The sequence below is a fragment of the Streptomyces sp. NPDC055955 genome (assembly GCF_042270245.1).
Taxonomy (GTDB): domain Bacteria; phylum Actinomycetota; class Actinomycetes; order Streptomycetales; family Streptomycetaceae; genus Streptomyces.
The window spans coordinates 309,795-331,356 of sequence record NZ_JBHJYS010000003.1 but is presented as its reverse complement, the minus strand read 5'-3'; the positions used below and the strand labels follow the sequence as shown (position 1 = coordinate 331,356).

Annotated in this window: 19 protein-coding genes; 12 read left to right on the top strand and 7 right to left on the bottom strand. The window is 72.7% G+C overall.

Annotated elements, in window-relative coordinates; genetic code table 11:
• Both ACFC96_RS07545 and ACFC96_RS07540 read right to left on the bottom strand, forming a co-directional pair.
• Positions 1–1,548 (bottom strand): hypothetical protein, encoded by a 1,548-nt coding sequence (locus tag ACFC96_RS07545; RefSeq protein WP_376610790.1) that lies wholly within the window; start codon positions 1,546–1,548, stop codon positions 1–3.
• 216 nt (positions 1,549–1,764) lie between these two features.
• Positions 1,765–3,147 carry a transcriptional regulator gene (locus ACFC96_RS07540; protein WP_376610788.1) on the bottom strand — a complete coding sequence of 461 codons (1,383 nt, stop codon included), beginning with the start codon at positions 3,145–3,147 and terminating at the stop codon, positions 1,765–1,767.
• A gap of 330 nt (positions 3,148–3,477) precedes the next feature.
• On the opposite strand from ACFC96_RS07540, the gene ACFC96_RS07535 reads away from it, so the two are divergent.
• From ACFC96_RS07535 to ACFC96_RS07525, 3 genes are all read left to right on the top strand, one after another.
• The gene (locus tag ACFC96_RS07535) at positions 3,478–4,161 is read left to right on the top strand and encodes a bifunctional DNA primase/polymerase (protein WP_376260414.1); all 684 of its coding nucleotides are present in this window, start codon (positions 3,478–3,480) and stop codon (positions 4,159–4,161) included.
• A gap of 112 nt (positions 4,162–4,273) precedes the next feature.
• On the top strand, positions 4,274–5,062 hold the full coding sequence (locus ACFC96_RS07530; RefSeq protein ID WP_376610968.1) for an ABC transporter ATP-binding protein: 789 nt from the start codon (positions 4,274–4,276) through the stop codon (positions 5,060–5,062).
• Positions 5,059–6,642: a transporter gene (locus ACFC96_RS07525; protein ID WP_376610786.1), complete on the top strand. Its 1,584-nt coding sequence runs from the start codon at positions 5,059–5,061 to the stop codon at positions 6,640–6,642. The genes ACFC96_RS07530 and ACFC96_RS07525 overlap by 4 nt, the downstream gene beginning before the upstream one ends.
• A gap of 19 nt (positions 6,643–6,661) precedes the next feature.
• Here ACFC96_RS07525 and ACFC96_RS07520 read toward each other — a convergent pair whose 3' ends face one another.
• Together ACFC96_RS07520 and ACFC96_RS07515 are read right to left on the bottom strand one after the other, a co-directional pair.
• Complete coding sequence (locus ACFC96_RS07520) at positions 6,662–7,978, bottom strand: zf-HC2 domain-containing protein (RefSeq protein WP_376260411.1); 1,317 nt, start codon at positions 7,976–7,978, stop codon at positions 6,662–6,664.
• Positions 7,975–8,562, bottom strand: a complete 588-nt coding sequence (locus ACFC96_RS07515) for a sigma-70 family RNA polymerase sigma factor (RefSeq protein WP_376260409.1) — start codon at positions 8,560–8,562, stop codon at positions 7,975–7,977. Before ACFC96_RS07515 ends, ACFC96_RS07520 begins: the two co-directional genes overlap by 4 nt.
• A 279-nt stretch (positions 8,563–8,841) precedes the next feature.
• Between ACFC96_RS07515 and ACFC96_RS07510 the strand changes: the two genes are divergently transcribed.
• Together ACFC96_RS07510 and ACFC96_RS07505 are read left to right on the top strand one after the other, a co-directional pair.
• A complete protein-coding gene (locus ACFC96_RS07510; RefSeq protein ID WP_116512424.1) occupies positions 8,842–9,216 on the top strand; it encodes an STAS domain-containing protein in 375 nt (124 codons plus the stop codon).
• A 171-nt stretch (positions 9,217–9,387) separates the two neighbouring features.
• On the top strand, positions 9,388–9,915 hold the full coding sequence (locus tag ACFC96_RS07505) for an EF-hand domain-containing protein (protein ID WP_376260407.1): 528 nt from the start codon (positions 9,388–9,390) through the stop codon (positions 9,913–9,915).
• On the opposite strand, the gene ACFC96_RS07500 is transcribed toward ACFC96_RS07505, so the two are convergent.
• The gene (locus ACFC96_RS07500) at positions 9,899–11,479 is read right to left on the bottom strand and encodes a class I adenylate-forming enzyme family protein (RefSeq protein ID WP_376610784.1); all 1,581 of its coding nucleotides are present in this window, start codon (positions 11,477–11,479) and stop codon (positions 9,899–9,901) included. The two genes, ACFC96_RS07505 and ACFC96_RS07500, sit on opposite strands and share 17 nt — an antisense overlap.
• 180 nt (positions 11,480–11,659) lie before the next feature.
• On the opposite strand from ACFC96_RS07500, the gene ACFC96_RS07495 reads away from it, so the two are divergent.
• From ACFC96_RS07495 to ACFC96_RS07480, 4 genes are all read left to right on the top strand, one after another.
• Entirely contained in the window at positions 11,660–12,859 is a 1,200-nt protein-coding gene (locus ACFC96_RS07495) for an amidohydrolase family protein (RefSeq protein ID WP_376610782.1), read from the top strand.
• Positions 12,860–12,870: 11 nt separating this feature from the next.
• Positions 12,871–14,118 carry an acyl-CoA dehydrogenase gene (locus ACFC96_RS07490; protein ID WP_376260401.1) on the top strand — a complete coding sequence of 416 codons (1,248 nt, stop codon included), beginning with the start codon at positions 12,871–12,873 and terminating at the stop codon, positions 14,116–14,118.
• A 2-nt stretch (positions 14,119–14,120) separates the two neighbouring features.
• On the top strand, positions 14,121–14,984 hold the full coding sequence (locus ACFC96_RS07485; protein WP_376610966.1) for an acyl-CoA dehydrogenase family protein: 864 nt from the start codon (positions 14,121–14,123) through the stop codon (positions 14,982–14,984).
• Between the two features lie 427 nt (positions 14,985–15,411).
• Complete coding sequence (locus ACFC96_RS07480; RefSeq protein WP_376260399.1) at positions 15,412–15,873, top strand: ATP-binding protein; 462 nt, start codon at positions 15,412–15,414, stop codon at positions 15,871–15,873.
• A gap of 362 nt (positions 15,874–16,235) precedes the next feature.
• On the opposite strand, the gene ACFC96_RS07475 is transcribed toward ACFC96_RS07480, so the two are convergent.
• Positions 16,236–17,162: a cyclase family protein gene (locus ACFC96_RS07475; RefSeq protein WP_376610780.1), complete on the bottom strand. Its 927-nt coding sequence runs from the start codon at positions 17,160–17,162 to the stop codon at positions 16,236–16,238.
• Between the two features lie 84 nt (positions 17,163–17,246).
• Here ACFC96_RS07475 and ACFC96_RS07470 point away from each other — a divergent pair, with 84 nt between their 5' ends.
• Genes ACFC96_RS07470 through ACFC96_RS07460 form a run of 3 tightly spaced genes read left to right on the top strand, consistent with a single transcriptional unit; the run spans position 17,247 to position 20,431 of the window.
• Positions 17,247–18,158, top strand: a complete 912-nt coding sequence (locus ACFC96_RS07470) for an SDR family NAD(P)-dependent oxidoreductase (protein WP_100596028.1) — start codon at positions 17,247–17,249, stop codon at positions 18,156–18,158.
• A gap of 27 nt (positions 18,159–18,185) precedes the next feature.
• Positions 18,186–19,385, top strand: a complete 1,200-nt coding sequence (locus ACFC96_RS07465) for an acyl-CoA dehydrogenase family protein (RefSeq protein ID WP_376610964.1) — start codon at positions 18,186–18,188, stop codon at positions 19,383–19,385.
• Complete coding sequence (locus ACFC96_RS07460; RefSeq protein ID WP_376260394.1) at positions 19,382–20,431, top strand: Zn-dependent alcohol dehydrogenase; 1,050 nt, start codon at positions 19,382–19,384, stop codon at positions 20,429–20,431. The genes ACFC96_RS07465 and ACFC96_RS07460 overlap by 4 nt, the downstream gene beginning before the upstream one ends.
• A gap of 27 nt (positions 20,432–20,458) precedes the next feature.
• On the opposite strand, the gene ACFC96_RS07455 is transcribed toward ACFC96_RS07460, so the two are convergent.
• Complete coding sequence (locus ACFC96_RS07455; protein ID WP_376610777.1) at positions 20,459–21,520, bottom strand: GlxA family transcriptional regulator; 1,062 nt, start codon at positions 21,518–21,520, stop codon at positions 20,459–20,461.
• Positions 21,521–21,562: the final 42 nt, after the last annotated feature.

The window sequence follows — 21,562 nt, the reverse complement described above, 5'->3', positions numbered from 1 at the left end:
CTAGAGCTGGTACGGCTTGCGCTGCGTGAGGTTCCACTGCGCCGCGATGCTGTTCCACAGCTTCGACGCCTGGGTCTTCTGGGTGGAGGCCGTGCCGCTGGCCACGTCGCCCGCGCGGCGCTGCGGGGTGGGCTTGGCGTGGCCCTTCTTGCAGCCGTTCTTGCCCGCGACCTGGTCGGCCCACGCCGCGTAGTGGCTGTCCGCGGAGGCGGAGGCCTGCCACGCCCTGGTGAGGGCCTGCGTGAGTGCCGCGTGGTCGGGCAGCTTGTCCACGGAGAGCCCGGCGAGCCGGGTCACGAGCCCGGTGCGCTGGGTGGCGGCGCCGCGCAGGTCACTGGCGGCCTTGCCGAGGTCCTTGCAGGCGCCGATGTCGGCGACGGCCCTGATCACCGTGTCGCGGCTGTTGTTCGAGTCGGCGAGGAGCTTGTCGAGAGCGACGGCCTGCGCCTTGGCGGGGTCGGCCGGCGTCGGGGACGAGCTGTCCGGTGCGCCGGTCGCGGCGGCCGGCTTGGCGTCGTCTCCCTTGTTCTCGTCACCCCCGCTGCCGATGAGGGCGCCCGCGCCGATGCCGACGACGAGGATGCCGACGCCGACGGCGGCGATCAGCGGCACCTTGGAGCCGGTGCGGCTCTGGCCCTTGCGGGCCGCGGCCCGCCCGGTGGGCTCGTACGGGGCCTGCGGCTGCGCGGCCGGGCCGGGCCCGCCCGGTCCGCCGGGACCCGCGGGTCCGCCGGCGCGCGGGTCGAAGCGGGGCATCTGCTGCGTCGAGGCGGGCGCGCCCGGCTCCGGCTCGGTGCGGAAGAGGCTGTCGAACTCGGCCGGGGGCTGGCGGTCGCCCGGGGCGCCGGGGCGGATGCCGTAGGGCGCGCTCGGGGGCGGCGAGGGCACGGGCGCGATGTACTGCGTGGCATCGCTGTCGGTGCCCGCGGGCGGCATGGGCGCGGAGCCGTACGGCTGCTGCTGGGGCGGCGGCATCTGGCCGGGGGCGTTCGCGCGGCCCAGGTACTGGGTGGCGTCGGCGGGCACCTCGGGCGGCAGGGCCCCGGGCGCGACCGGAGCGATGTACTGCGTGGCGTCCGCGTCGGAGGGCGCGGCCGGGGCCATGTACTGCGTGGCGTCCGCGTCGGAGGGCGCGGCCGGGGCTATGTACTGCGTCGCGTCCGAGGCGGAGGCCGGCGGCAGCGGCGCGGAGCCGTACGGGGCGGCCGGGGCGCCGGCGGGCGGCAGCGGCGCGGAGTGGTGCTGCTGCGGCGCGGCCGGGGGCAGCGGGGCCGCGGCATGCGGCGCGTCCTCACCCGGCAGCGCGGGCGACGCGGACGGCGCACCCCACTCGTACGTCGGCATCGGGCCGCCGGAGGCCGCCTGCGCGGACTCGGGGCCCCACGGCTGGCCCCAGGGGCTGCCGCCCGAGGGGGCGACGTGCGACTGGTCGCCGAAGGTACCCGGCAGCAAGGGCTCGCTGCCGTCGGCGGGCAGCACGACGCCTTCGTGTGCCTGCCGCACCGAGGGAAGGTGCGGATCCTCGCCCTGTCCGCTCTGCTGCGTCACCGGGACTCCTACGACTGGGGGACCTTCGGAATCGTCGGCTCACGCTACCGGGTCCCCGCACACACGTGCCACGCAGCTCAGAACCCCACAGCCTCCCCACGCCCCCAAGTAACAAAACAAGCCCGCGGAACGCTGATTAGCGCCCTCCCGAACCGGGTTGAGGCGTCCGTCACACAAGCTTCACGCGTACGTCTCCTGCGCGCCGCTCACGCATCCTCACGCTGCCTGAAGATCGAGGCGCGCACCGAACTCCCGGACCACGGGCTCGTCCCGGTACGGCTCCAGGCGCTGCCTGAAGTCGTCCAGGTACTCGGCGCCCCGGTTCGAGCGCAGCGTGCCGAGGAGTTCCACCGCGCGCGTCCCCGTCTGGCAGGCCTGCTCGATCTCGCGCTGCTGCACCTGCGCCGTGGCGAGCAGCACCAGACCGATCGCCCTGCGTCGCGCCCGCGACTGAGGGTGCCCGGCCAGGGACGCCTCGGCCTGCCGTCGCGCGGCCTCCGCATGCCCCAAGTCCCGGTAGCAGTGCGCCAGTTCGTCCGCGAGATACGCGGCGTCGAAGTGCGCGATCCAGGCCGGGTCGTCGCCCGAGTCCGGCGCGGCCCGCTCCAGCGCGGCCAGTGCGCTGCCCGCCACCGCCTGCGTGGCCCGCGCGTCCCCGAGCAGGGCGTGGCCGCGTGCCTCGGCCGCGTAGAACATCGCCTCCGCGCGCGGGGTCACCCGCCCGCGCGCGCCCTCCTGCGCCGCGCGCGCCAACTGGGCGATCTCGCGCGGGTTGCCGAGCTGCGCCGCCAGGTGGCTCATGGACGCGGCCAGTACGTATCCGCCGTATCCGCGGTCCCCGGCGGCCTGGGCGAGGCGCAGCGACTGGATGTAGTACCGCTGGGCGAGGCCCGGCTGTCCCGTGTCGACGGCCATGTACCCGGCCAGCTCCGTCAACCGGGCGACCGCCGCGAACAGTTCACGCCCCACGGCCTCCCGGTACGAGCCCGCGAGCAGCCCCGACACCACACTGTTCAGATAGTGGACGACCACCGGCCGCACATGCCCGCTGCCGTACTGGTGGTCGAGGTCCGTCAGTGCCTGGGACATCGCTCGCACGGCCGCCACGTCCGACGTGCCGACCCGCGGGCCCGCCGACCGCGCGACCTGTGAGTCGGGTACGGAGATCAGCCAGTCCCGGCTCGGCTCGACCAGCGCGGACGAGGCGACCGACGAACCGGACAGGAAGTCCCTGCGTCCCACGTCGCTGCGCCACAGCTCGCACACCTGCTCAATGGCGCCGAGGACGGTGGGCGAGAACTGGAGGCCGACGCCGGAGGCGAGGTTCTTGCCGTTGGCCATGCCGATCTCGTCGATCGTGACCGTGCGGCCGAGCTTGCGGCCGATGGCCTCGGCGATGATGCCGGGCGCCCGGCCGCGCGGCTGCTGGCCGCGCAGCCACCGCGCCACCGATGTCTTGTCGTAGCGCAGGTCGAGGCCGTGCTCCGATCCGCACATGTTGACCCGGCGGGCCAGTCCGGCGTTCGAGCAGCCCGCCTCCTGGATGAGTGCCTGCAGCCGTTCGTTGGGCTGTCGTGCTACGAGAGGCCTTGCGGCCATGGCGTACCCCCTGTGTGCACCGTGGACCATCGGGCGGACTCGGGCCTGTCGTCACGCTCCCGGTCGGGCCCGCCTTGAGGTGATCAATGCCCTGAGATCAAACGGAAGATGCGCCACAAAGAAGGGCAAAAACAAGCAAGAGCCCCAACCGGTGGCCGATCGGTGGAAGCACCCCCGTCCGGTCCTCCGGGCTGGCTACCCCCCGGCCGGGGCCATTCCTCCCGCGCGCCCCCGCCCATGCATCCATGCGCCCCACGTGCAGGATCGGTGCCGCGGGCTCCCGCGCGCGTGCGCCCGTAACCCCGGGTGGCGGCGGGAGTTGAGAACCTCGTGGAAGAGACCCTCGGAGTCACCCCGGCAGTCACCTCGTCCGTCACCTCGCCTCCCCAGATCCCCAAGCAGCGCGGAGAGGCCCTCCTCGACGCCGCCGCGCGCTACGCGGAGGAACGCCACTGGGACGTGTTCCCGGGCACCTGGCTGGAGGTCGACGAGGGCAGGCAGCACTGCTCCTGCGGCGACGCCGGGTGCGCGGCCCCCGGTGCCCACCACGCGCGCGAGGACTGGGCGAACCAGGCCACCGGGAGCGCGACCGCCGCCCGCCGGCTGTGGTCCAAGCAGCCCACCGCCTCGATCCTGCTGCCCACGGGGCGCACGTTCGACGCCATCGACGTGCCCGAGACCGCCGGGTTCCTGGCCCTGGCCCGCATGGAGCGCATGGAGCTCACCCTCGGCCCGGTCACCTGCACCCCCGACCGCCGGATGCAGTTCTTCGTCCTGCCGGGCGCCGCCGCGAAGGTCCCCGACCTGGTCCGCAAGCTGGGCTGGCCGCCCGCCTCCCTCGACCTGGACGCGCTCGGCGAGGGCTCCTACCTCGCCGCGCCGCCCACCCGCTTCGGCGGCCGGGGCGCCGTCCAGTGGGCCTGCCGCCCCACCGCCGCGAACCGCTGGCTGCCGGACGCCGAGGAGCTCATCTCCCCACTGGCGTACGCGTGCGGGCGGGAAGGCCGCCGGTAGAACACCACAGCGGGTCCCACGGCCACGTATCGTGCGGACGGGGGTCCCTGCCCGAGCGGAGCCGAGTGCTCGGGGAGGGCGACGGCGACGAAGGACGGCGGGCGGCACAGTGATCGAGGCGGGGACCGAGGCCGGTGCGCCGGCCGTACGCGTGAAGGACCTCTGGAAGGCGTTCGGCCAGAGCGTCGCCGTCGCGGGGATCGATCTCGCCCTTCCCGCAGGCAAGTTCATCGGCCTCGTCGGGCCGAACGGCGCGGGAAAGACGACCACCCTGTCCATGGTCACCGGGCTGCTCCGGCCCGACCGGGGCGCCGTCGAGGTCGTCGGCCACGACGTGTGGCGCGACCCCGTCGAGGTGAAGGCCCGCATCGGCGTGCTCCCCGAGGGCCTGCGCCTGTTCGAGCGGCTCTCGGGGCGCGAACTTCTCGCCTACACGGGCAGGTTGCGCGGCCTGCCCGGCGCCGAGGTCGACAAGCGCGCCGCCCAGCTCCTCGACGTGCTCGACCTCTCCGGGGCCCAGCACAAACTCGTCGTCGACTACTCGACCGGCATGCGCAAGAAGATCGGGCTCGCCGCAGCGCTCCTCCACAACCCCGAAGTCCTGTTCCTCGACGAGCCGTTCGAGGGCGTCGACCCGGTCTCCGCGCAGACCATCCGCGGCGTTCTGGAGCGCTACACCGGATCCGGGGCGACCGTCGTCTTCTCCTCCCACGTCATGGAGCTCGTCGAGTCGCTCTGCGACTGGGTCGCCGTCATGGCCGCCGGGCGCATCCGCGCGCAGGGGTCCCTCGCCGAAGTGCGCGGCGACGCGCCCTCCCTCCAGCAGGCGTTCCTCGAACTCGTCGGCGCGAACAGCCGCGACACCACCTCCGACCTGGACTGGCTGGGAGGCGGCCGGTGACCACGACGACCGTCACGCTGGTCCGCCTCAAACTGGCACTTCTGCGCAACGGCCTGCGCGGGTCCACGGGCCGCCGCGCCGCCTACATCACCACGCTCGTCGTCGTGCTCCTCGTCGCCGCGCTCCAGCTCATCGGCCTGATCGCCCTGCGCGGCAGCACGCACGCGGCGACGCTCTGCGTCATCCTCACCGCGGTGCTCGCCCTCGGCTGGGCGGTGATGCCGCTCTTCTTCCCCTCCGGCGACGAGACCCTCGACCCGACCCGCCTCGTGATGCTCCCGCTGCGTCCGCGCCCGCTCGTGAGGGGCCTGCTCATCGCGTCCCTCGTCGGGATCGGCCCCCTGTTCACGCTCTGTCTCGCGGTCGGCGCGGTGATCGCCGTGGCGCACGGGGCAGCCGCGTACGCCGTCGCGGTCCTGGCCGTCGCCCTCACCCTGCTCACCTGCGTCGCCCTCGCCCGCGCCATGGCCGCCGCCAACATCCGGCTGCTCACCAGCCGCAAGGGACGCGACCTCGCCGTCCTCAGCGGGCTCGTCATCGCCGTCGGCGCACAGGTCGTCAACTTCGGTGCGCAGAAGATCGGTTCGTCCGGCGGACTCGGGGCGCTCGACCCGGCGGGCGACGTGCTGGCCTGGATCCCGCCGGCGTCCGCGATCGGCGCCGTCGACGCGGTCAGCCATGGCTCGTACGGCGTCGCGGCGACCCGCCTCGTCCTGTGCGCGGCCGCCCTCGCCGGACTCCTGTACGCCTGGCAGCGAGCCCTGACGCGCCTCATGACGTCCCCCGACGGCTCCACGCTCCAGGCGGCCGAGCCCACCCGCCGCAGGCGCACGTCCCGCGGCCGCCGCCTTCTGCCCGACGGCCGCACGGGCACGGTCATGGAGCGCGCCCTGCGCTATGTGTGGCGCGACCCGAAGACGAAGGCGGCCTGGGTGACGTCCCTCGCCATCGGCCTGATCGTGCCGGTCTTCAACGCGCTCCAGGGCACCGGCTCCATCTACTTCGCGTGCTTCGCCGCCGGAATGCTCGGCATCCAGATGTACAACCAGTTCGGGCAGGACACCTCGGCGTTCTGGATGGTCGCCATGACCATCTCCTCGCCGCACGACGCCTACGTCGAACTGCGCGGCCGGGCCCTCGCCCTCCTGACGATCACCCTGCCGTACGCGACGCTGGTCACCGTCGTCACGACGGCGATGCTCGGCGACTGGCGGGCCCTGCCCGAGGTCCTCGGCCTCTCCTTCGCGCTGCTCGGCGCGATGCTCGCGACCGGCGCCTGGTCGTCGGCCCGCTTCCCGTACTCGATCCCCCAGGAGGGCTACAAGAACGTCGCCCCGGGACAGGCGGGCCTCGCCTGGATATCGATCTTCGGCGGGATGGTCGCGGCGGCCCTGCTGTGCGCCCCGGTCATCGCCCTCGCGATCTGGCTGCACGTGTCGGGCGCCGGGTCCGCGACCTGGCTGCTGCTGCCGGTCGGGGCCGCGTACGGGGCGGGGATCACCCTGGCGGGCCTGCGCCTGGCCGCCCCGCGCACGGCCGCCCGCCTGCCGGAGATCCTCGCGGCGGTCAGCAAGGGATGACGCGTGCCGCGACGCGCCGTCACATCCTGCTGAGCGACGCCGTCGCGTAGAGGACGTCGTGGATCGCCTCGCGGTCGCCGTCCTGTCCCGCGGCCGCCTCCTCCGGGGTGACGTGACCGGCCGCCAGGCGGCAGAACTCCACGCCGTCCAGGGCCACATGGGCCACCTCGTGCTCCGCCGAGCCGACCGCGCCGGGGGAGTCCAGGGAGATGAGCCACTCGCCGCCGCCCGCCCCCTCGACCTCCAGGCGCAGGGTACGGCCCGGCGCGCCCGCGGCGACGAGTCCGCGGGCCGGTGCGGCGAGGCCCGCGCGGCGGCGGCCCGCGAGCGAGTCGGGCAGGAGCCGGGCCGCCAGGTCGATCATGCGGTTCAGATGGCGGGGCGACGGCGGCTCGTACGGGTAGTCCACCGCCTCGGCGATGTCCTCGGCGTGCACCCAGCACTCGAAGGCGCGGTCCAGCATCGAGTCGCGCAGCGGCAGCGTGAAGTCCCCGTACGGGACCGCCAGCTGCCCGGAGGTGCGGGTGCGGCCCGCGGAACCGCTCGGGTCGGCCGCGAACGACACCGTGCGGATCACGGCGTGCGACTGCTCGCGCCAGGGGCCGCGGACGGCCCGGGTCGGCGGGTAGTGCGAGGCGTTCCAGAACGTCTCCGTGCGGCTCTCCGGAGTGCGGCGCTCCTCGGGCGCGACGCCGAACAGCGGGTCGTCGAGGCCGAGTGCGACGGCGACCAGGCCGTCCACGCTCATCAGGTGCGTGAGCACCCCGGCGACGGTCGTCTTGCGGCTGACCCGGTCGTCGCCCTCGTACCAGCGAAGCCGTACGGGCGCGTGCCACTCGGAGTCGCCGATGTCCTGGAGCAGGGCGTCGAGGCGGGCGGTCTCCGCGTCGTACGGAGCGGCCCACTCGGGGACCGGGATGCGGGGCGGACGCCGGGTCAGGCAGCCTTCGAGGACGCGGGAGCGCAGCATCGGGTCGAGGTCGAGGCTCTCCTCGGAGTGCAGCAGGCCCACGGCGTCCCGCAGCCGCAGCGCCTCCTCGGCGCAGGGGCCGCAGCCGCCGAGGTGCTCCTCCACGGCGAAGCTCTCCTCGGCCGAGCACGCGGACAGCGCCCACGCGCCGAGGAGGGACTTGAGGACGCGGTGCTCCAGGACGAGCGGCTCGGGGGCGTGGTCCGGCAGCGGGCGCCCGGTGTCCTCGACGGACGAGCGCGGCGTCGGTATCCGGGCGCTCGCGGCGGCGTCGGAACGACCGGTGCCCTCGGGCTCTGCGGAGCCGCCGCGGCGGTCGGGGTCGTCGGGCTGTTCGGCGTTGCCGAAGGGGTGGGGCCCGCTCACAGCGCCCTCCCGAGTCCGGGAGAACCCGGCGGGGTGCCGGAGGTGCCGCTGTCGTGCGCCGTGGACAGGAGCTGGAGGCCGAGGCGCAGGCGGCGGCGCGCCTCGTCCTCGGTGACGCCGAGGTCGACCGCGGTCTGGCGGTAGTCCCTGCGCTGGAAGTAGGCGAGTTCGAGCGCGGCGCGCAGCGGGGCGGGCATCGACGTGACGATGTAGTCGGCGCGGGCGGCGGCGGAGGCATGCCGCACCCTGCGTTCCAGGTCCTCCGTGGTGCCCTGGCCGCTGCGGACGAGCGCGGCGGACTCGGTCTGGCGCAGCCGGTGGACCGCGCGCCGGTGGGTCAGCGTGGCGATCCAGGAGCGCAGCGGTCCCTGCTTGGGGTCGTACGCGTCGGGGTTCTCCCAGACATGGGTGAAGACGTCGCGCGTGATGCGGTCGGCCGCGTCCTCGTCACCGAGCACGCGGTGCGCGAGCCCGTGTACGAGCGACGCGAAGCGGTCGTACAGCTCGCCGAGCGCGGCGGCCTCCCCGTGCGCGAGCCGCTGCTGCATCCTCCGGTCCCACCGGGTCGGAGTCTCCCTGGCCATGCGGCCCCCTCACCGTGTGCCTTCACTCGAATGTAGTCGGACCCGCCGCGGGCGCACGTGTCTTTGCGGCAAAGCTCGACCGGTCCGGATGCGGATGGTAAGGAGACGGTCACGATGCGCGGACCTTTGGTTCCGGGAGTGACCCAAAATCCAATCACTTGGGTCTTAACCGGGCCATATGTGATACGCCTGCGGTGGTGTTTCAGCACCTCGCGGTCGGGCAGCCGCGAAAGAAGACAACCGTAAGCAGAGGTTCCGGATCAACGAGAGGCGTGTCGCGTGACGCTCAGAGTGACCGAGGGACAGCAGGGTGGCTGGGCCGTCGTGCGGGTGTCGGGCGAAATGGACATCGCCACCTCTCCCGCCCTGCGCCAGCAGGTGCACGACGCGGTCGCGGACGGCCGGCACAGTCTCGTCCTCGATCTCTCGCAGGTCCTCTTCTGCGATTCGAGCGGGGTCGGCGTGCTGATCGCGGCCCGCCGGCTGATGCGTTCCTGCCGCGGCGAGCTCCGGCTGATCCTGCCCGCCAAGGGGGCCGAGGACGGCTCGCACGTCAACCGCGTCCTGTCGGCGCTCGGCGTACGCCGCCTCTTCGAGGTGTACCCGGACGTGCTGACCGCCGTGAACGACGAGGCGTCGCCCCTCTCGGCCTGACGCACACCCGTCCGTCAGGGCGGCCGGGCACGGAAGTTGTTGCGGAATTTTTCCGGTCTTGGCACAAGCGTCGTTGTGAGGCCCCCCGGCGCCGCTCCACGACGTACGCTCCCTGGCGAGGGGACGGGCAGAACCCGTACCACCACCGATGCGAGAGGCGGCCGAGGGGACATGGACCACGCCGAGAGCACCGATCACGCCGAGTACGAGCGCAGGATCGCTGCCCGCTTCGCCGGCTTCGACCAGGACGGCAACGGCTACATCGACCGCGAGGACTTCGTGACCGCGGCCAAGGGTCTGCTCGCCGAGTTCACCACGACGGCGCGCTGCGACAAGGGCCAGGCGCTCTACGCGGGTGCCGAGGCCTTCTGGCAGGGCATGGCCGGCATAGCGGATGTGGACGGCGACCAGCGCGTCACCCGCGAGGAGTTCGTCACGGGCGCGGTGAAGCGGCTGCGGGACAACCCGGAGCGGTTCGCGGAGATCGCCCGCCCCTTCCTGCGGGCCGCCATCGCCGTCGCGGACCAGAACGGCTCGGGCCTCACCCCGGCGGCGGCGGAGCGCGTCCTGCGTGTCCTCGGCGTAGACCCGTCCCTGGTGGGCCCGGTCGCCGCCGCGCTGGACGCGGACGGCGACGGGCGGATCTCCGAGGAGGAGATCGTCACCGCCTTCGCCCACTACTTCACCGTTTCGGAATAGCGTTCACCGGGCTCGTGCCCGCATAGCGCTCGCGCAGCTTGTACTTGAGCACCTTGCGCAGCGTGTCGTTGCGCGGAAGGGCGTCCACCAGCTCCAGTTGCTCCGGCAGCTTGTGCGTGGACAGCCCTTCCGACCGCAGATGGGACACCATCGCCTCCAGGGTGAGCGGCTCGGTTCCGTCACGCTGGACGACGACCGCGCACACCCGTTCGCCGCGCTCGGGGTCCGGGAGCCCGACGACCGCCGCGTCGCCCACCGCGGGGTGCGCGTGCAGCAGGTCCTCGATCTCCTTCGCGGAGATGTTCTCGCCCTTGCGGATGATGATGTCCTTGGCCCGCCCGGTGAGCACCAGATGCCCCGTCTCCCGCACGTGCCCGAGGTCGCCGGTGACGAGGAACCCGTCGCCGTCGAAGGCGGCCGCCGACTGCACGGGGTCCAGATAGCCCTGGCAGACGGCCTCCCCGCGCAGTCTGACCTCGCCGTCCACGCCGCGGGGGACCTGCTTGCCGTCCGCGTCCGTCACCCGGATCTCCATGCCCTCGGGGGGCCGTCCCTCCGTCGTGGCGAGGTTCTCCGCGGTGTCGTCGGGGGCACCCATCGTGATCATGGGGACCTCGGTCATGCCGTATCCGTGCGTGAGCTGACAGCCCATCTCCCGTACGACCGCGTGGTAGATCTCGGGCGGCTTGGGCGCGCCGCCGCCCGCGAGGAGCCGCAGCGTCGGGATGAGCCGGTCCGCCGGGGACTTGCGCTGTTCGGTGAGGAACATGGAGTAGAAGGCCGTGGAGCCGCCGGCGACGGTGACCCCGTGGCGCCGGTAGCCGTCGAGCGCGTCCGGCAGCGCGAAGTGCTCGAACATCACCGCGGGGAACCCGTACAGGAGCAGCATGACCGTGTAGTCCGGGCCCGCTATGTGTGCGAAGGGGAACGCCATCGAGCCGACGTCGGACGCCGACAGACGCAGGGCGTGCGCGAGGCAGGAGCCGCCGGCGATCAGTGAGCGGTCGGTGTGGAGGACACCCTTGGGGTCGGAGGTCGTGCCGGAGGTCCAGTAGATCCAGCGCACGGACGTGCCGTCGGAGGGCGGGGGCGGCAGTACGGACGGGTCGCCGTCGGGCAGCGTGTCGTAGGCCTCGAAGATCCCGCGCGCGCCGAGGCGCCGGGCCATCTCCGTGTGGTCGAAGCCGCGCCACACGCCCGGCGTCGCGAAGAACTCGGCCTTCGACTCGCGCAGCGCGAAGCCGACCTCGCGGTCCCGGTAGAAGGGGATGACGGGGGACTGGACGGCGCCGATGCGGGCGAGGGCGAAGGAGAGCAGGGCGGTCTCGATGCGGGTCGGGAGCTGCCAGGCGACGACCGTGCCGGGGCGTACGCCCATGTCGTACAGGCCGGCGGCGACCCGCTCGCCGCGGTCGCGCAGCTCGCCGAAGGTCAGGCGCCGGTCGTCCTTCGCGTCGGGGGCGGACTGGATCAGCACGGGGGTGTCGGGGGTGAGGGCGGCGCGGCGCTCGATCAGCTCCCAGAGCGTCCCGGCGGCGCCCAGGGCGTGTGCGGTGTCGTTCACTGCTCCCCCTCGGAAGGACAGGCCGTACCTGACGGTTAGTCAGATCGTGCGGAGAGCGTAGAGCGCTGCGCCTTGTCGGTCCAGGGGTGCGGGGCTAGCCTGCTATCTGACGACCCATCAGAAACAGCAGCAGAAGCAGCGTCACGAACGCCATCAGAAACTGTCAGGTGAGGGGACACGATGGACCCGATGGAACTGCCCCGGATCATCAGCGTCGACGACCATGTGATCGAGCCCGCGCACCTCTTCTCGACCTGGCTTCCGGCGAAGTACCGGGACCGGGGGCCGCAGCCGCTCACCGCCGGGATCGGCGAGCTCGCCTACGTGGCGGGCAAGTACCAGATCACCATGGACCCGGACGGGCCCGCGACGGACTGGTGGATCTACGAGGACCTGAAGTTCCCGTACAAGCGCAACATCGCCGCCGTCGGCTTCGACCGCGACGACATGACCCTCGAAGGCATCACGCGCGCGGAGATGCGGCTCGGCTGCTGGGACCCGAAGGCCCGCCTGGAGGACATGGACCTCAACCATGTCGAGGCCAGCCTCTGCTTCCCCACCTTCCCGCGCTTCTGCGGCCAGACGTTCGCCGAGGCCAAGGACAAGGAGGTGGCGCTCGCCTGCGTGCGCGCCTACAACGACTGGATGGTCGAGGAGTGGTGCGGCGACAGCGGAGGCCGCCTCATCCCGCTCTGCATCATCCCCCTGTGGGACGTCGACCTCGCCGTCGCCGAGATCCGGCGCAACGCCGCCCGCGGCGTCAAGGCCGTGACGTTCTCCGAGATCCCCACCTACCTGGGGCTCCCGTCGATCCACTCCGGCTACTGGGACCCGTTCTTCGCCGTGTGCCAGGAGACCGGGACGGTCGTCAACATGCACATCGGCTCCAGTTCGCAGATGCCCGCCGCGTCCCCCGACGCCCCGCCCGCCGTGCAGGCCTCGCTCAGCTTCAACAACGCGATGGCGTCGATGATGGACTTCCTCTTCTCCGGGGTCCTGGTGAAGTTCCCGACGCTCAAGCTCGCCTACTCCGAAGGCCAGATGGGCTGGATCCCGTACGCCCTGGAGCGCGCGGACGACGTCTGGGAGGAGCACCGGGCCTGGGGCGGGGTGCGCGACCTCGTCCCGGAGCCGCCGTCGACGTACTACTACCGCCAGATGTTCTGCTGCTTCTTCCGCGACAAGCACGGGGTGGCGTCCCTCGACGTCGTCGGCCGGGACAACGCGACCTTCGAGACGGACTATCCGCACGTCGACTCGACCTTCCCGCACACCAAGGAGGTCGCCCTCGACCATGTGAAGGGACTCGACTCCGAGACGGTCTACAAGCTCATGCGGGGCAACGCGATCCGCATGCTCGATCTGGACCTCGACCGGTAGCGGGCCGCGCCATGGATCTCACGTACACGGACGAGGAGGAGGAGTTCCGGGCGCGGCTGCGGGAGTGGCTCGCGTCCGTGCTTCCGGGACTCCCCCCGAAGCCGTCCCCCGACGACTGGCCGGGCAGGCGCGCCTACGACCTCGGCTGGCAGCGCAGGCTGTACGACGCGGGGTACGCGGGCCTGCACTGGCCCGCCGACGCGGGCGGCCGCGGTGCCACGCCCACGCAGCACCTCATCTTCCTGGAGGAGACCGAGAAAGCGGGCGCGCCCTACGTGGGCGCCAACTTCGTCGGGCTGCTGCACGCAGGGCCGACGATCGCGGCCGAGGGGACACCGGAGCAGCGGGCGCGCTGGCTGCCGCCCGTCCTGCGCGGCGACGAGGTGTGGTGCCAGGGGTTCAGCGAGCCCGACGCCGGGTCCGATCTCGCGGCGCTGCGCACGCGCGCGACCCGGGACGGCGACCACTACGTGGTGAGCGGGTCCAAGATATGGACCTCGCACGCGGAGGTCGCCGACTGGTGCGAACTCCTCGTGCGCACCGACCCGTCCGCTCCGAAACACCGGGGCATCTCCTGGCTCGCCATGCCGATGGACGCGCCCGGGATCACCGTGCGGCCGTTGCGCACGCTCGCCGGGTCCGCCGAGTTCGCCGAGATGTTCCTCGACGACGTACGCGTCCCGGTCGCCAACCGGGTCGGCGAGGAGAACGACGGCTGGCGCGTGACGATGGTGACACTGTCCTTCGAACGGGGTACCGCGTTCGTGGGCGAGGTCGTCGCCTGCCGCCGTGTCCTCGGCGAACTGGCCGCGCAGGCCCGCAAGAACGGCCGCTGGGACGACGCCGTACTGCGCCGCAGGCTCGGCCGCCTCAACGCCGAGTTCCGCGCCCTGTGGCGGCTCACCCAGTGGAACGTCAGCGAGGCGATGGGGGTCCCCCCGGTCCGAGCGGAGCCGGGAACGTGGGGGAGGGCGGTCGGCGTCCCCGGCACCGGCGGCTCGGTCTTCAAGCTGCGGTACTCGCACGCCCGTCAGGAACTGTTCGACGCCGCCGCCGAAGTGCTCGGCGTCGCGGGGTCCCTCGACACGGACCACGAGTGGACGCTCGACCGACTGTCGTCCCTCTCGTACACGATCGCCGCCGGCACCTCCCAGATCCAGCACAACATCGTCGCCGAACGCATCCTCGGCCTGCCGAAAGACCGGCCGAAAGACCGGCCGAAGGGCCTTCAGGGGGATCTTCAGAAGGGAGGGCGGTGAGCATGCGCTTCCAGCTCACCGACGACCAGCGCGCCCTGCGCGACGGCGTACGCGACCTGCTCGCCGGCCGCTTCGACCGCGAGGCCCTGCGCACCGCCGTGGACACGCCCGGGCACCTGGACCGGGCGCTGTGGCGGGCTCTGGGCGACGCGGGGTTCTTCGCCCTGTGCCTGCCGGAGGCGGACGGCGGCGTCGGCCTGGGGCTGCCCGAGGCCGTCCTCGTCTTCGAGGAGGCGGGCCGGGTCCTGCTGCCGGGCCCGCTCGTCGCCACGCACCTCGCCGCGGGCACCGTGCCGGGCGCCGCGACCGGCGAGAGCGTCGTGACGGCGCCCGCCGGGGAACTCCTGCCGTGGCGCGAGGCGTCGGACGTCGTCCAGGGCGACGCGGCCGGCGCCGTGCCCCTGGCCTCCGTCGACCCCCTCACGCCCCTGCACAGGCTGCCGGGCCCGCACGCGCCCCGCAGTCCCGAGGCCGTGCTCCTCACCGCCGCCGAACAGCTCGGATCGGCCACGCGCACCTGCGAGCTGGCGGTCCGGTACGCGGGTGAACGCGAGCAGTTCGGGCAGCCCATCGGCGCGTTCCAGGCCGTGAAGCACCTGTGTGCCCAGATGCTCGTACGGGCCGAGCTGGCCCGCGCGGCCGTGTACGCGGCGGCTGTCACGGCCGACCCGGTCGAGATCGCCGCCGCGGAACTGCTCGCCGACGAGGCGGCCGTGCGCAACGCGCGTGACTGCGTCCAGGTGCACGGCGGCATGGGCTTCACCTGGGAGGCGGACGTGCATCTGCATCTCAAGCGGGCCTGGGTGCGCGCCGGAACGGGCCGTACGGCGCGCGAGACGGAGGAGGAGCTGGCGGCGGCGCTGTGACGTCCGGGGATCCGTGCGGTGCGGGGCGAACCCGTGTACGGACGGTCACGGAACGTCGATATCGGGTTGTGTCCTGCGCGGGACTCGTCACGGCATGGAGTCGGGGCCCCGCTCGGGTACCTTGTGTGGGATGCGAGTGGTTCCGAGTCCGAGCCATCCCGGTGTTGCCCCTGAGGCGGCTCCGGATCCGGCGATGCGTGCCGTTCGCAGCGCACGGGAGGGCCGCGCGCCCGCCCGTTCGACTCCCCACAGGGCGCGTCGCACAGTATGGCGCACGCGTACTCCTTCGCGCTGGAATATGCCCGAAGCGCTTGTTGGGGTGACTGTACGTCAACCATGCTGTCTTCCAAGGGGATCACGGTCCGTGAGCTCCTTGACTTGTCACAGTCCCGAGGCGATGTGTCCGCCGGTTCGGATGGTGTGAGCGGTGCAGGTGCTTCAAGTTCAGCTGGAGGTCCGGGCGGATCCCGCAGAGGTGGGGCGAGCCCGCAGGTGGGTGCGCTCGCGCCTGGCAGGGTCCGGGATAGAGGCCGACGAGCCACTGGCGGAGACGCTCATCCTGATCGTCTCCGAGCTCGTCACCAACGCCGTCGTGCACACCGGCTGTCCGGCCGTTCTGCGCATCCTGCTGCCGGGCGTCCCGGCGGAGGCCAGCGCCGGCACGGTCCGCGTGGAGGTGGCCGACGCCAGCGACCGGCCCCCCGCGCCGCGGCACGCCGACGGGGACGAGACCAACGGCCGCGGCCTGGAACTCGTCGACGGCCTGGCGGACCGCTGGGGCTGGCGGCCCGAGGGCACGGGCAAGGCCATCTGGTGCGAGATCGACCGCTGCGGCGCTCGGGGCGCGGGGGCGGGGGCGTATCCGGGGATGGCGTACGAGGCGGTGTAGTCCCGGCACCCGGCGCCTCTCGGGGTGGCAAGGGGCGTCCCCGTGCGCCTGAGCGCGTCCGTGTGCCCCGGTGCGCCGGTTCGGGCCCGGCTCGCGCCGTCATCAATGTCACATAACTGGCAAATCTCCTTACGGGTGTTGACGCCGGGTGTCCGTTTGATCACGCTTGTGGTCAGCGATTCGTGGCGAGGGGACGCCAAGGGTTCCGGTGACGGGGGCCCTCGGCGAGTACGGGTCGTGCCGCGGCGGCCGGCTCCTCCAGGGGCCGGGGGAGCAGGGCCCGGGCGCCGGGGGCCGGGCGGTGGTGCGGCTCGCATCGCCGCCCGGTTCTGAACTCCCGTGCCGGACAGGCTTCTTGGGCGCTACAGGATCGCGACCGGGGCCACAGGTGTGCCGGTGCCGCCGACGAAGGGCTCGGGCATCGCCGACAGCAGGAACACGTAGCGCGATTCTTCTGCACAGACTGTGGACAAGTTCTCCAGATTCCAGTTCTGGCCCTGGAGCATGCCCATCTCGACCAGGTCGAGGGCGTGCACGGGCAGCCAGAGGTTCTCGATCTCCGGCGGGAAGATCTCGAAGGTGAGGGTGTCGTTCGCGACCGCGGCCACGTCGCGCGCGTGGAACCACTCGGGCGTGCGCACGGACAGGCCGGGCGACGGATAGCCGTACGCGTGCTTGTCGCCCGCCAGATACGTCTGGATCTGGCCGGTGCGGACGAGGACGATGTCGCCGGGGCGGACCGTGACCCGGCCGAACTCCGCGGCCTCGTCCAGGTCTTCGGGCGTCACGGCGTGGTCGCCGGGCAGCCGGTCCACGCCCTTCGCCGCGGCGACGTCGAGCAGGACGCCGCGCGAGACGATGTGCGGGGCCTTGTCGATGCCGCTGAACTGCGCGCCGCCGTGCGCCGTGATCGTCTCGGCGGGGCGGCCGTTGTAGATCCGGCCCGAGTGCGAGACGTGCGTGAGGGCGTCCCAGTGCGTGGCCGTCTGGAGCCCCATGGTCACCGCGTCGTCGCTGGTGGCGACGGTGCCGGGGCCGAACAGTTCGTGGTTGATCTGGACCATGGTGTGGAGCGGGTTGACCCGGCCGGGGATCATTCCGGTCTGCACCCCGTCCTCCTTGAGGGGCAGCGCGAGCGCCGTCCGGCGGCCGGTGCGGACGGTCGCCGCGGCCTCGCGCACGACCTCGTCGGTGATCAGGTTGAGCGTGCCGATCTCGTCGTCGGCGCCCCAACGTCCCCAGTTGTTGACGCGCTTGGCCATCTCGTGGAACTCGGCAGGCAACGACATGAGTGCTCCCCGGGGCTTGTCTTCGGGTATCTGACGGGTCATAGAATCTAACGGTCCGTCAGAAACCGCGGGAAGGGGCCGGACGTGGGGAACTTCTTGGCAGGCAAGGTGGTGGCCGTCACCGGGGCCGGACGCGGCATCGGCAGGGCCGTCGCGCTCGCCTGTGCCGCCGAGGGCGCACGGGTCGTGGTCAACGACTACGGGGTGTCCATCGAGGGCGGCGAACCGGCGAGCGAGATCGCCGAGTCCGTCGTCAAGGAGATCGAGGCGGCCGGCGGCGAGGCCGTCGCCGTCGCCGACGACATCTCGACCATGGCGGGCGGGCAGCGGATCGTCGACGTGGCGCTCGCCCGGTACGGACGGATCGACGGCGTCGTCTGCGTCGCCGGGATCCTGCGCGAGCGGATGCTGTTCAACATGTCCGAGCAGGAGTGGGACCCGGTGGTCGCCACGCATCTGAAGGGCACGTTCACCGTGTTCCGGGCCGCGTCCGCCGTCATGCGCAAGCAGGGGTCGGGCACGCTCATCGGTTTCACCAGCGGCAATCACCAGGGTTCCGTGGCGCAGGCCAACTACAGCGCCGCCAAGGGCGGGATCATCTCGCTCGTGCGCAGCGCCGCGCTCGGGCTGCACAAGTACGGCGTGACGGCGAACGCGGTCGCGCCCGTCGCCCGTACCCGCATGTCGGCGAACGTTCCCATGGAGCTCAAGGAGATCGGGGAGCCCGAGGACGTCGCCGCGCTCGTCGTCTATCTGCTCAGCGAGCGCGCCCGCGCCGAGAAGATCACCGGGCAGGTGTACACGATCGCCGGCCCGAAGATCGCGGTGTGGGCCCAGCCGAGGGAGCTGCGCTCGGGGTACGCGGAGGGCGGCTGGACCCCGGACAAGATCGCGGACTTCCTGCCCGGCACCGTCGGCGTCGATCCGATGCCGATGCTGGCGCAGCTGGAGGCGATGGCGGAGGCGGCCGCGGCGAAAGCGCGGCCCAATCAGTGACGTCGAGGCCGGGGGCGGAGGCGCGTGGTGGAGTTCGGGTTCGGGGATGAGGACGAGGCGTTCCGGCGGGAGGCCCGCGGGTGGCTCGCGGAGCACCTCACCGGCGAATACGCCGTCGCCCGGGGGCGCGGCGGCCCCGGGAGCGAGCACGAGGGCGCCGGCGTACGGCGTTCCTGGGAGCGGGAGCTGGGCGCGTCCGGGTGGATCGGGCTCGGCTGGCAGCGCGGCGGGTACGGCAACCGGGTCGCCTCGCTGACGCAGCAGGTCGTCTGGGCCGAGGAGTATGCGCGGGCCCGGGCGCCCGCACGCCACGGGCACATCGGCGAGAACCTGCTCGCCCCGACCCTGATCGCCTACGGCGACGAGGCGCAGCAGCGGCGCTTCCTGCCGCCCGTCGCCTCCGGCGAGGAGCTGTGGTGCCAGGGGTACAGCGAGCCCGGCGCCGGTTCCGACCTCGCGAACCTGCGTACGACCGCCGTGCGCGACGGGGACACGTACCGCGTGACCGGGCAGAAGGTGTGGACGTCGCTCGCGCACGAGGCCGACTGGTGCTTCGTGCTCGCCCGCACCGAGGCGGGCTCGCGGCGTCATCACGGCCTGTCGTTCCTCCTCGTGCCGATGGACCAGCCGGGCCGGATCGAGGTGCGGCCCATCCGGCAGCTGACCGGCACAGCCGAGTTCAACGAGGTGTTCTTCGACGGGGCGCACGCGCGCGTGGAGCACGTCGTCGGCGGCGAGGGGAACGGCTGGCGGGTCGCCATGGGGCTGCTCGCCCTGGAGCGGGGCGTCTCGACGCTCGCCCAGCAGATCGGCTTCGCCGCGGAACTCGCCGAGGTCGTGCGGACCGCGGTGCGTACGGGTGCGGCCGAGGACCCGCTGTTCAGGGACCGCCTCGTACGGCAGTGGGCCGAGCTGCGCGTCATGCGGTTCAACGCGCTGCGCACGCTCGGCGGCGCGCAGGACCCGGGCGCCCCGAGCGTCGCCAAGCTCCTGTGGGGCCGCTGGCACCAGCGCCTCGGCGAACTCGCCCTCCAGGCGCGGGGCGCGCTCGCCGCCGCCGGACCCGGGGACTGGGCGCCTGACCGTACGTACGAACTCGACGCCGCGCAGCGGCTGTTCCTCTTCAGCCGGGCCGACACGATCTACGGCGGCTCGGACGAGATCCAGCGCAACATCATCGCCGAGCGGGTGCTCGGACTGCCCAGGGAGACGAGGGAGTCGTCATGAGGGGTGTCGTGTTCGACGGGGTCCGGGCCGACGTGGTCGACGATCTCGAGATACGCGATCCGGGGCCGGGGGAGGTGCTCGTCGACGTCGCGGCCGCGGGGCTGTGCCACAGCGACCTGTCGGTCATCGACGGGACCATCCCGTTCCCGGCGCCGGTCGTGCTCGGGCACGAGGGCGCGGGGGTCGTGGAGGCCGTCGGCTCGGGCGTCACCCATGTGGCGCCCGGGGACCATGTGGCGCTGTCCACGCTCGCCAACTGCGGCGCCTGCGCGGACTGCGACCGGGGGCGGCCGACCATGTGCCGCAAGGCGATCGGGAGGCCCACGCAGCCGTTCTCGCGGGGCGGCACGCCGCTCTACCAGTTCGCCGCGAACTCCTCGTTCGCCGAACGGACCGTCGTGAAGGCCGTGCAGGCCGTGCCGATCCCCGCGGAGATCCCGCTGACGTCGGCCGCGCTCATGGGGTGCGGGGTGCTGACCGGCGTCGGGGCCGTCCTCAACCGGGCGCGCGTGGACCAGGGCGACACCGTCGTCGTCATCGGGACCGGAGGGATCGGCCTCAATGTGCTCCAGGGGGCCCGGATCAGCGGTGCTTCGCGGATCGTCGCCGTCGACGCGAACCCCGACAAGGAGGCCGTGGCCCGGCAGTTCGGCGCGAGCGAGTTCCTGACCTCGGCCGACGGGGTCAGGGAAGTCCTGCCGCACGGCGCCGACCACGTCTTCGAGTGCGTCGGCCGCGTCGAGCTGATCCGGCAGGCCATCGACCTCCTCGACCGGCGCGGCCAAGCCGTGCTCCTCGGCATGCCGGCCGCGGACGCGGAGGCGTCCTTCGTCCCCGCCTCGCTCTTCCTCGACAAGTCCGTCCTGGGCTGCCGCTACGGCACCTCGCGGCCCCAGCGCGACATCAGGCTCTACGCCGACCTGTACCGCCAGGGCCGGCTGCTGCTCGACGAGCTGGTCACGGAGACCTATCCGGTCGAGGACTTCGCGAAGGCGGCGGAGGACGCCCGGCAGGGGAGGGTGGCGCGGGGGGTGCTGGTGTTCTGACCCGCGCCCCTCTCGCCTGTCGCGCGGCTACGTCGCCCGGCCCGCGCCCACGTCGGCCGGCCGCGCCTGCGCTGTCCGGCCCGCGCCCCGCGGGTTCGTCGCGTGGAACGTGCGGCGGTAGGCCGTGGGCGTCACGCCCAGCGCCGTCTGGAGGTGCTGCCGCATCGATTGCGCCGTGCCGAAGCCCGACTCGCGCGCCACCTGGTCCATCGACAGGTCGCTCGACTCCAGCAGGTGCCTGGCCCGTTCCACCCGCTGCTGGGTGAGCCACTGGCCCGGGCTGACACCGGCCTCCTCGCGGAAACGGCGCGTGAAGGTGCGGACCGACATCGCCTCCTGGGCGGCCAGGTCCCGCAGCTGGAGCGGTTCGTGGAGACGGGCCAGGGCCCAGGCGCGGGCCTTGGTCGTGGTCGCGAGCTGGGGTTCGGGGACGGGACGGTGGATGTACTGGGCCTGTCCGCCGTCGCGGTGGGGCGGGACGACGGTGCGGCGGGCCACCTCGTTGGCCACCGCCGCGCCGTGGTCGCGGCGGACCAGGTGCAGGCAGAGGTCGATGCCCGCGGCGACCCCGGCCGACGTCAGGACGTCCCCGTCGTCGATGTAGAGGACGTCGGCGTCGACCTTGATCTTGGGGAAGAGTCGCTGGAAGTGCTCCGCCGACGCCCAGTGCGTGGTCGCCGGGCGCCCGTCCAGGTAGCCCGCCGCGGCGAGGACGTAGCTGCCGGTGCAGATCGAGACCATTCGCGTACCGGGCCTGACCTGCGCGAAGGCCGCCGCCAGCTCGTCGGTGAGGACGCCCTCGTCGACGACGGGGCCGAACTCGTACGACGCGGGAACGACCACCGTGTCCGCGGTCGCGAGCGCCTTTGGGCCGTTCCTGATCAGGACGGCGAAGTCGGCGTCCGTCTCCACGGGGCCGGGTTCCCTGACCGAGCACGTCACGACCTCGTACAGCGGCCGGCCCTCGGAGTCCTTGGCGCGGGTGAAGATGCGCTGGGTGATGCCGAGTTCGAAGGGGAGCACGCCGTCGAGGGCCAGGACGACCACGCGGTGGGGGCGCCGGGTGCGGGCTGCGGGAGTCTCGGGCATGGCTCCGAGTGTATGGCCCGATCCTAGCGAAGGCTGTCTTTC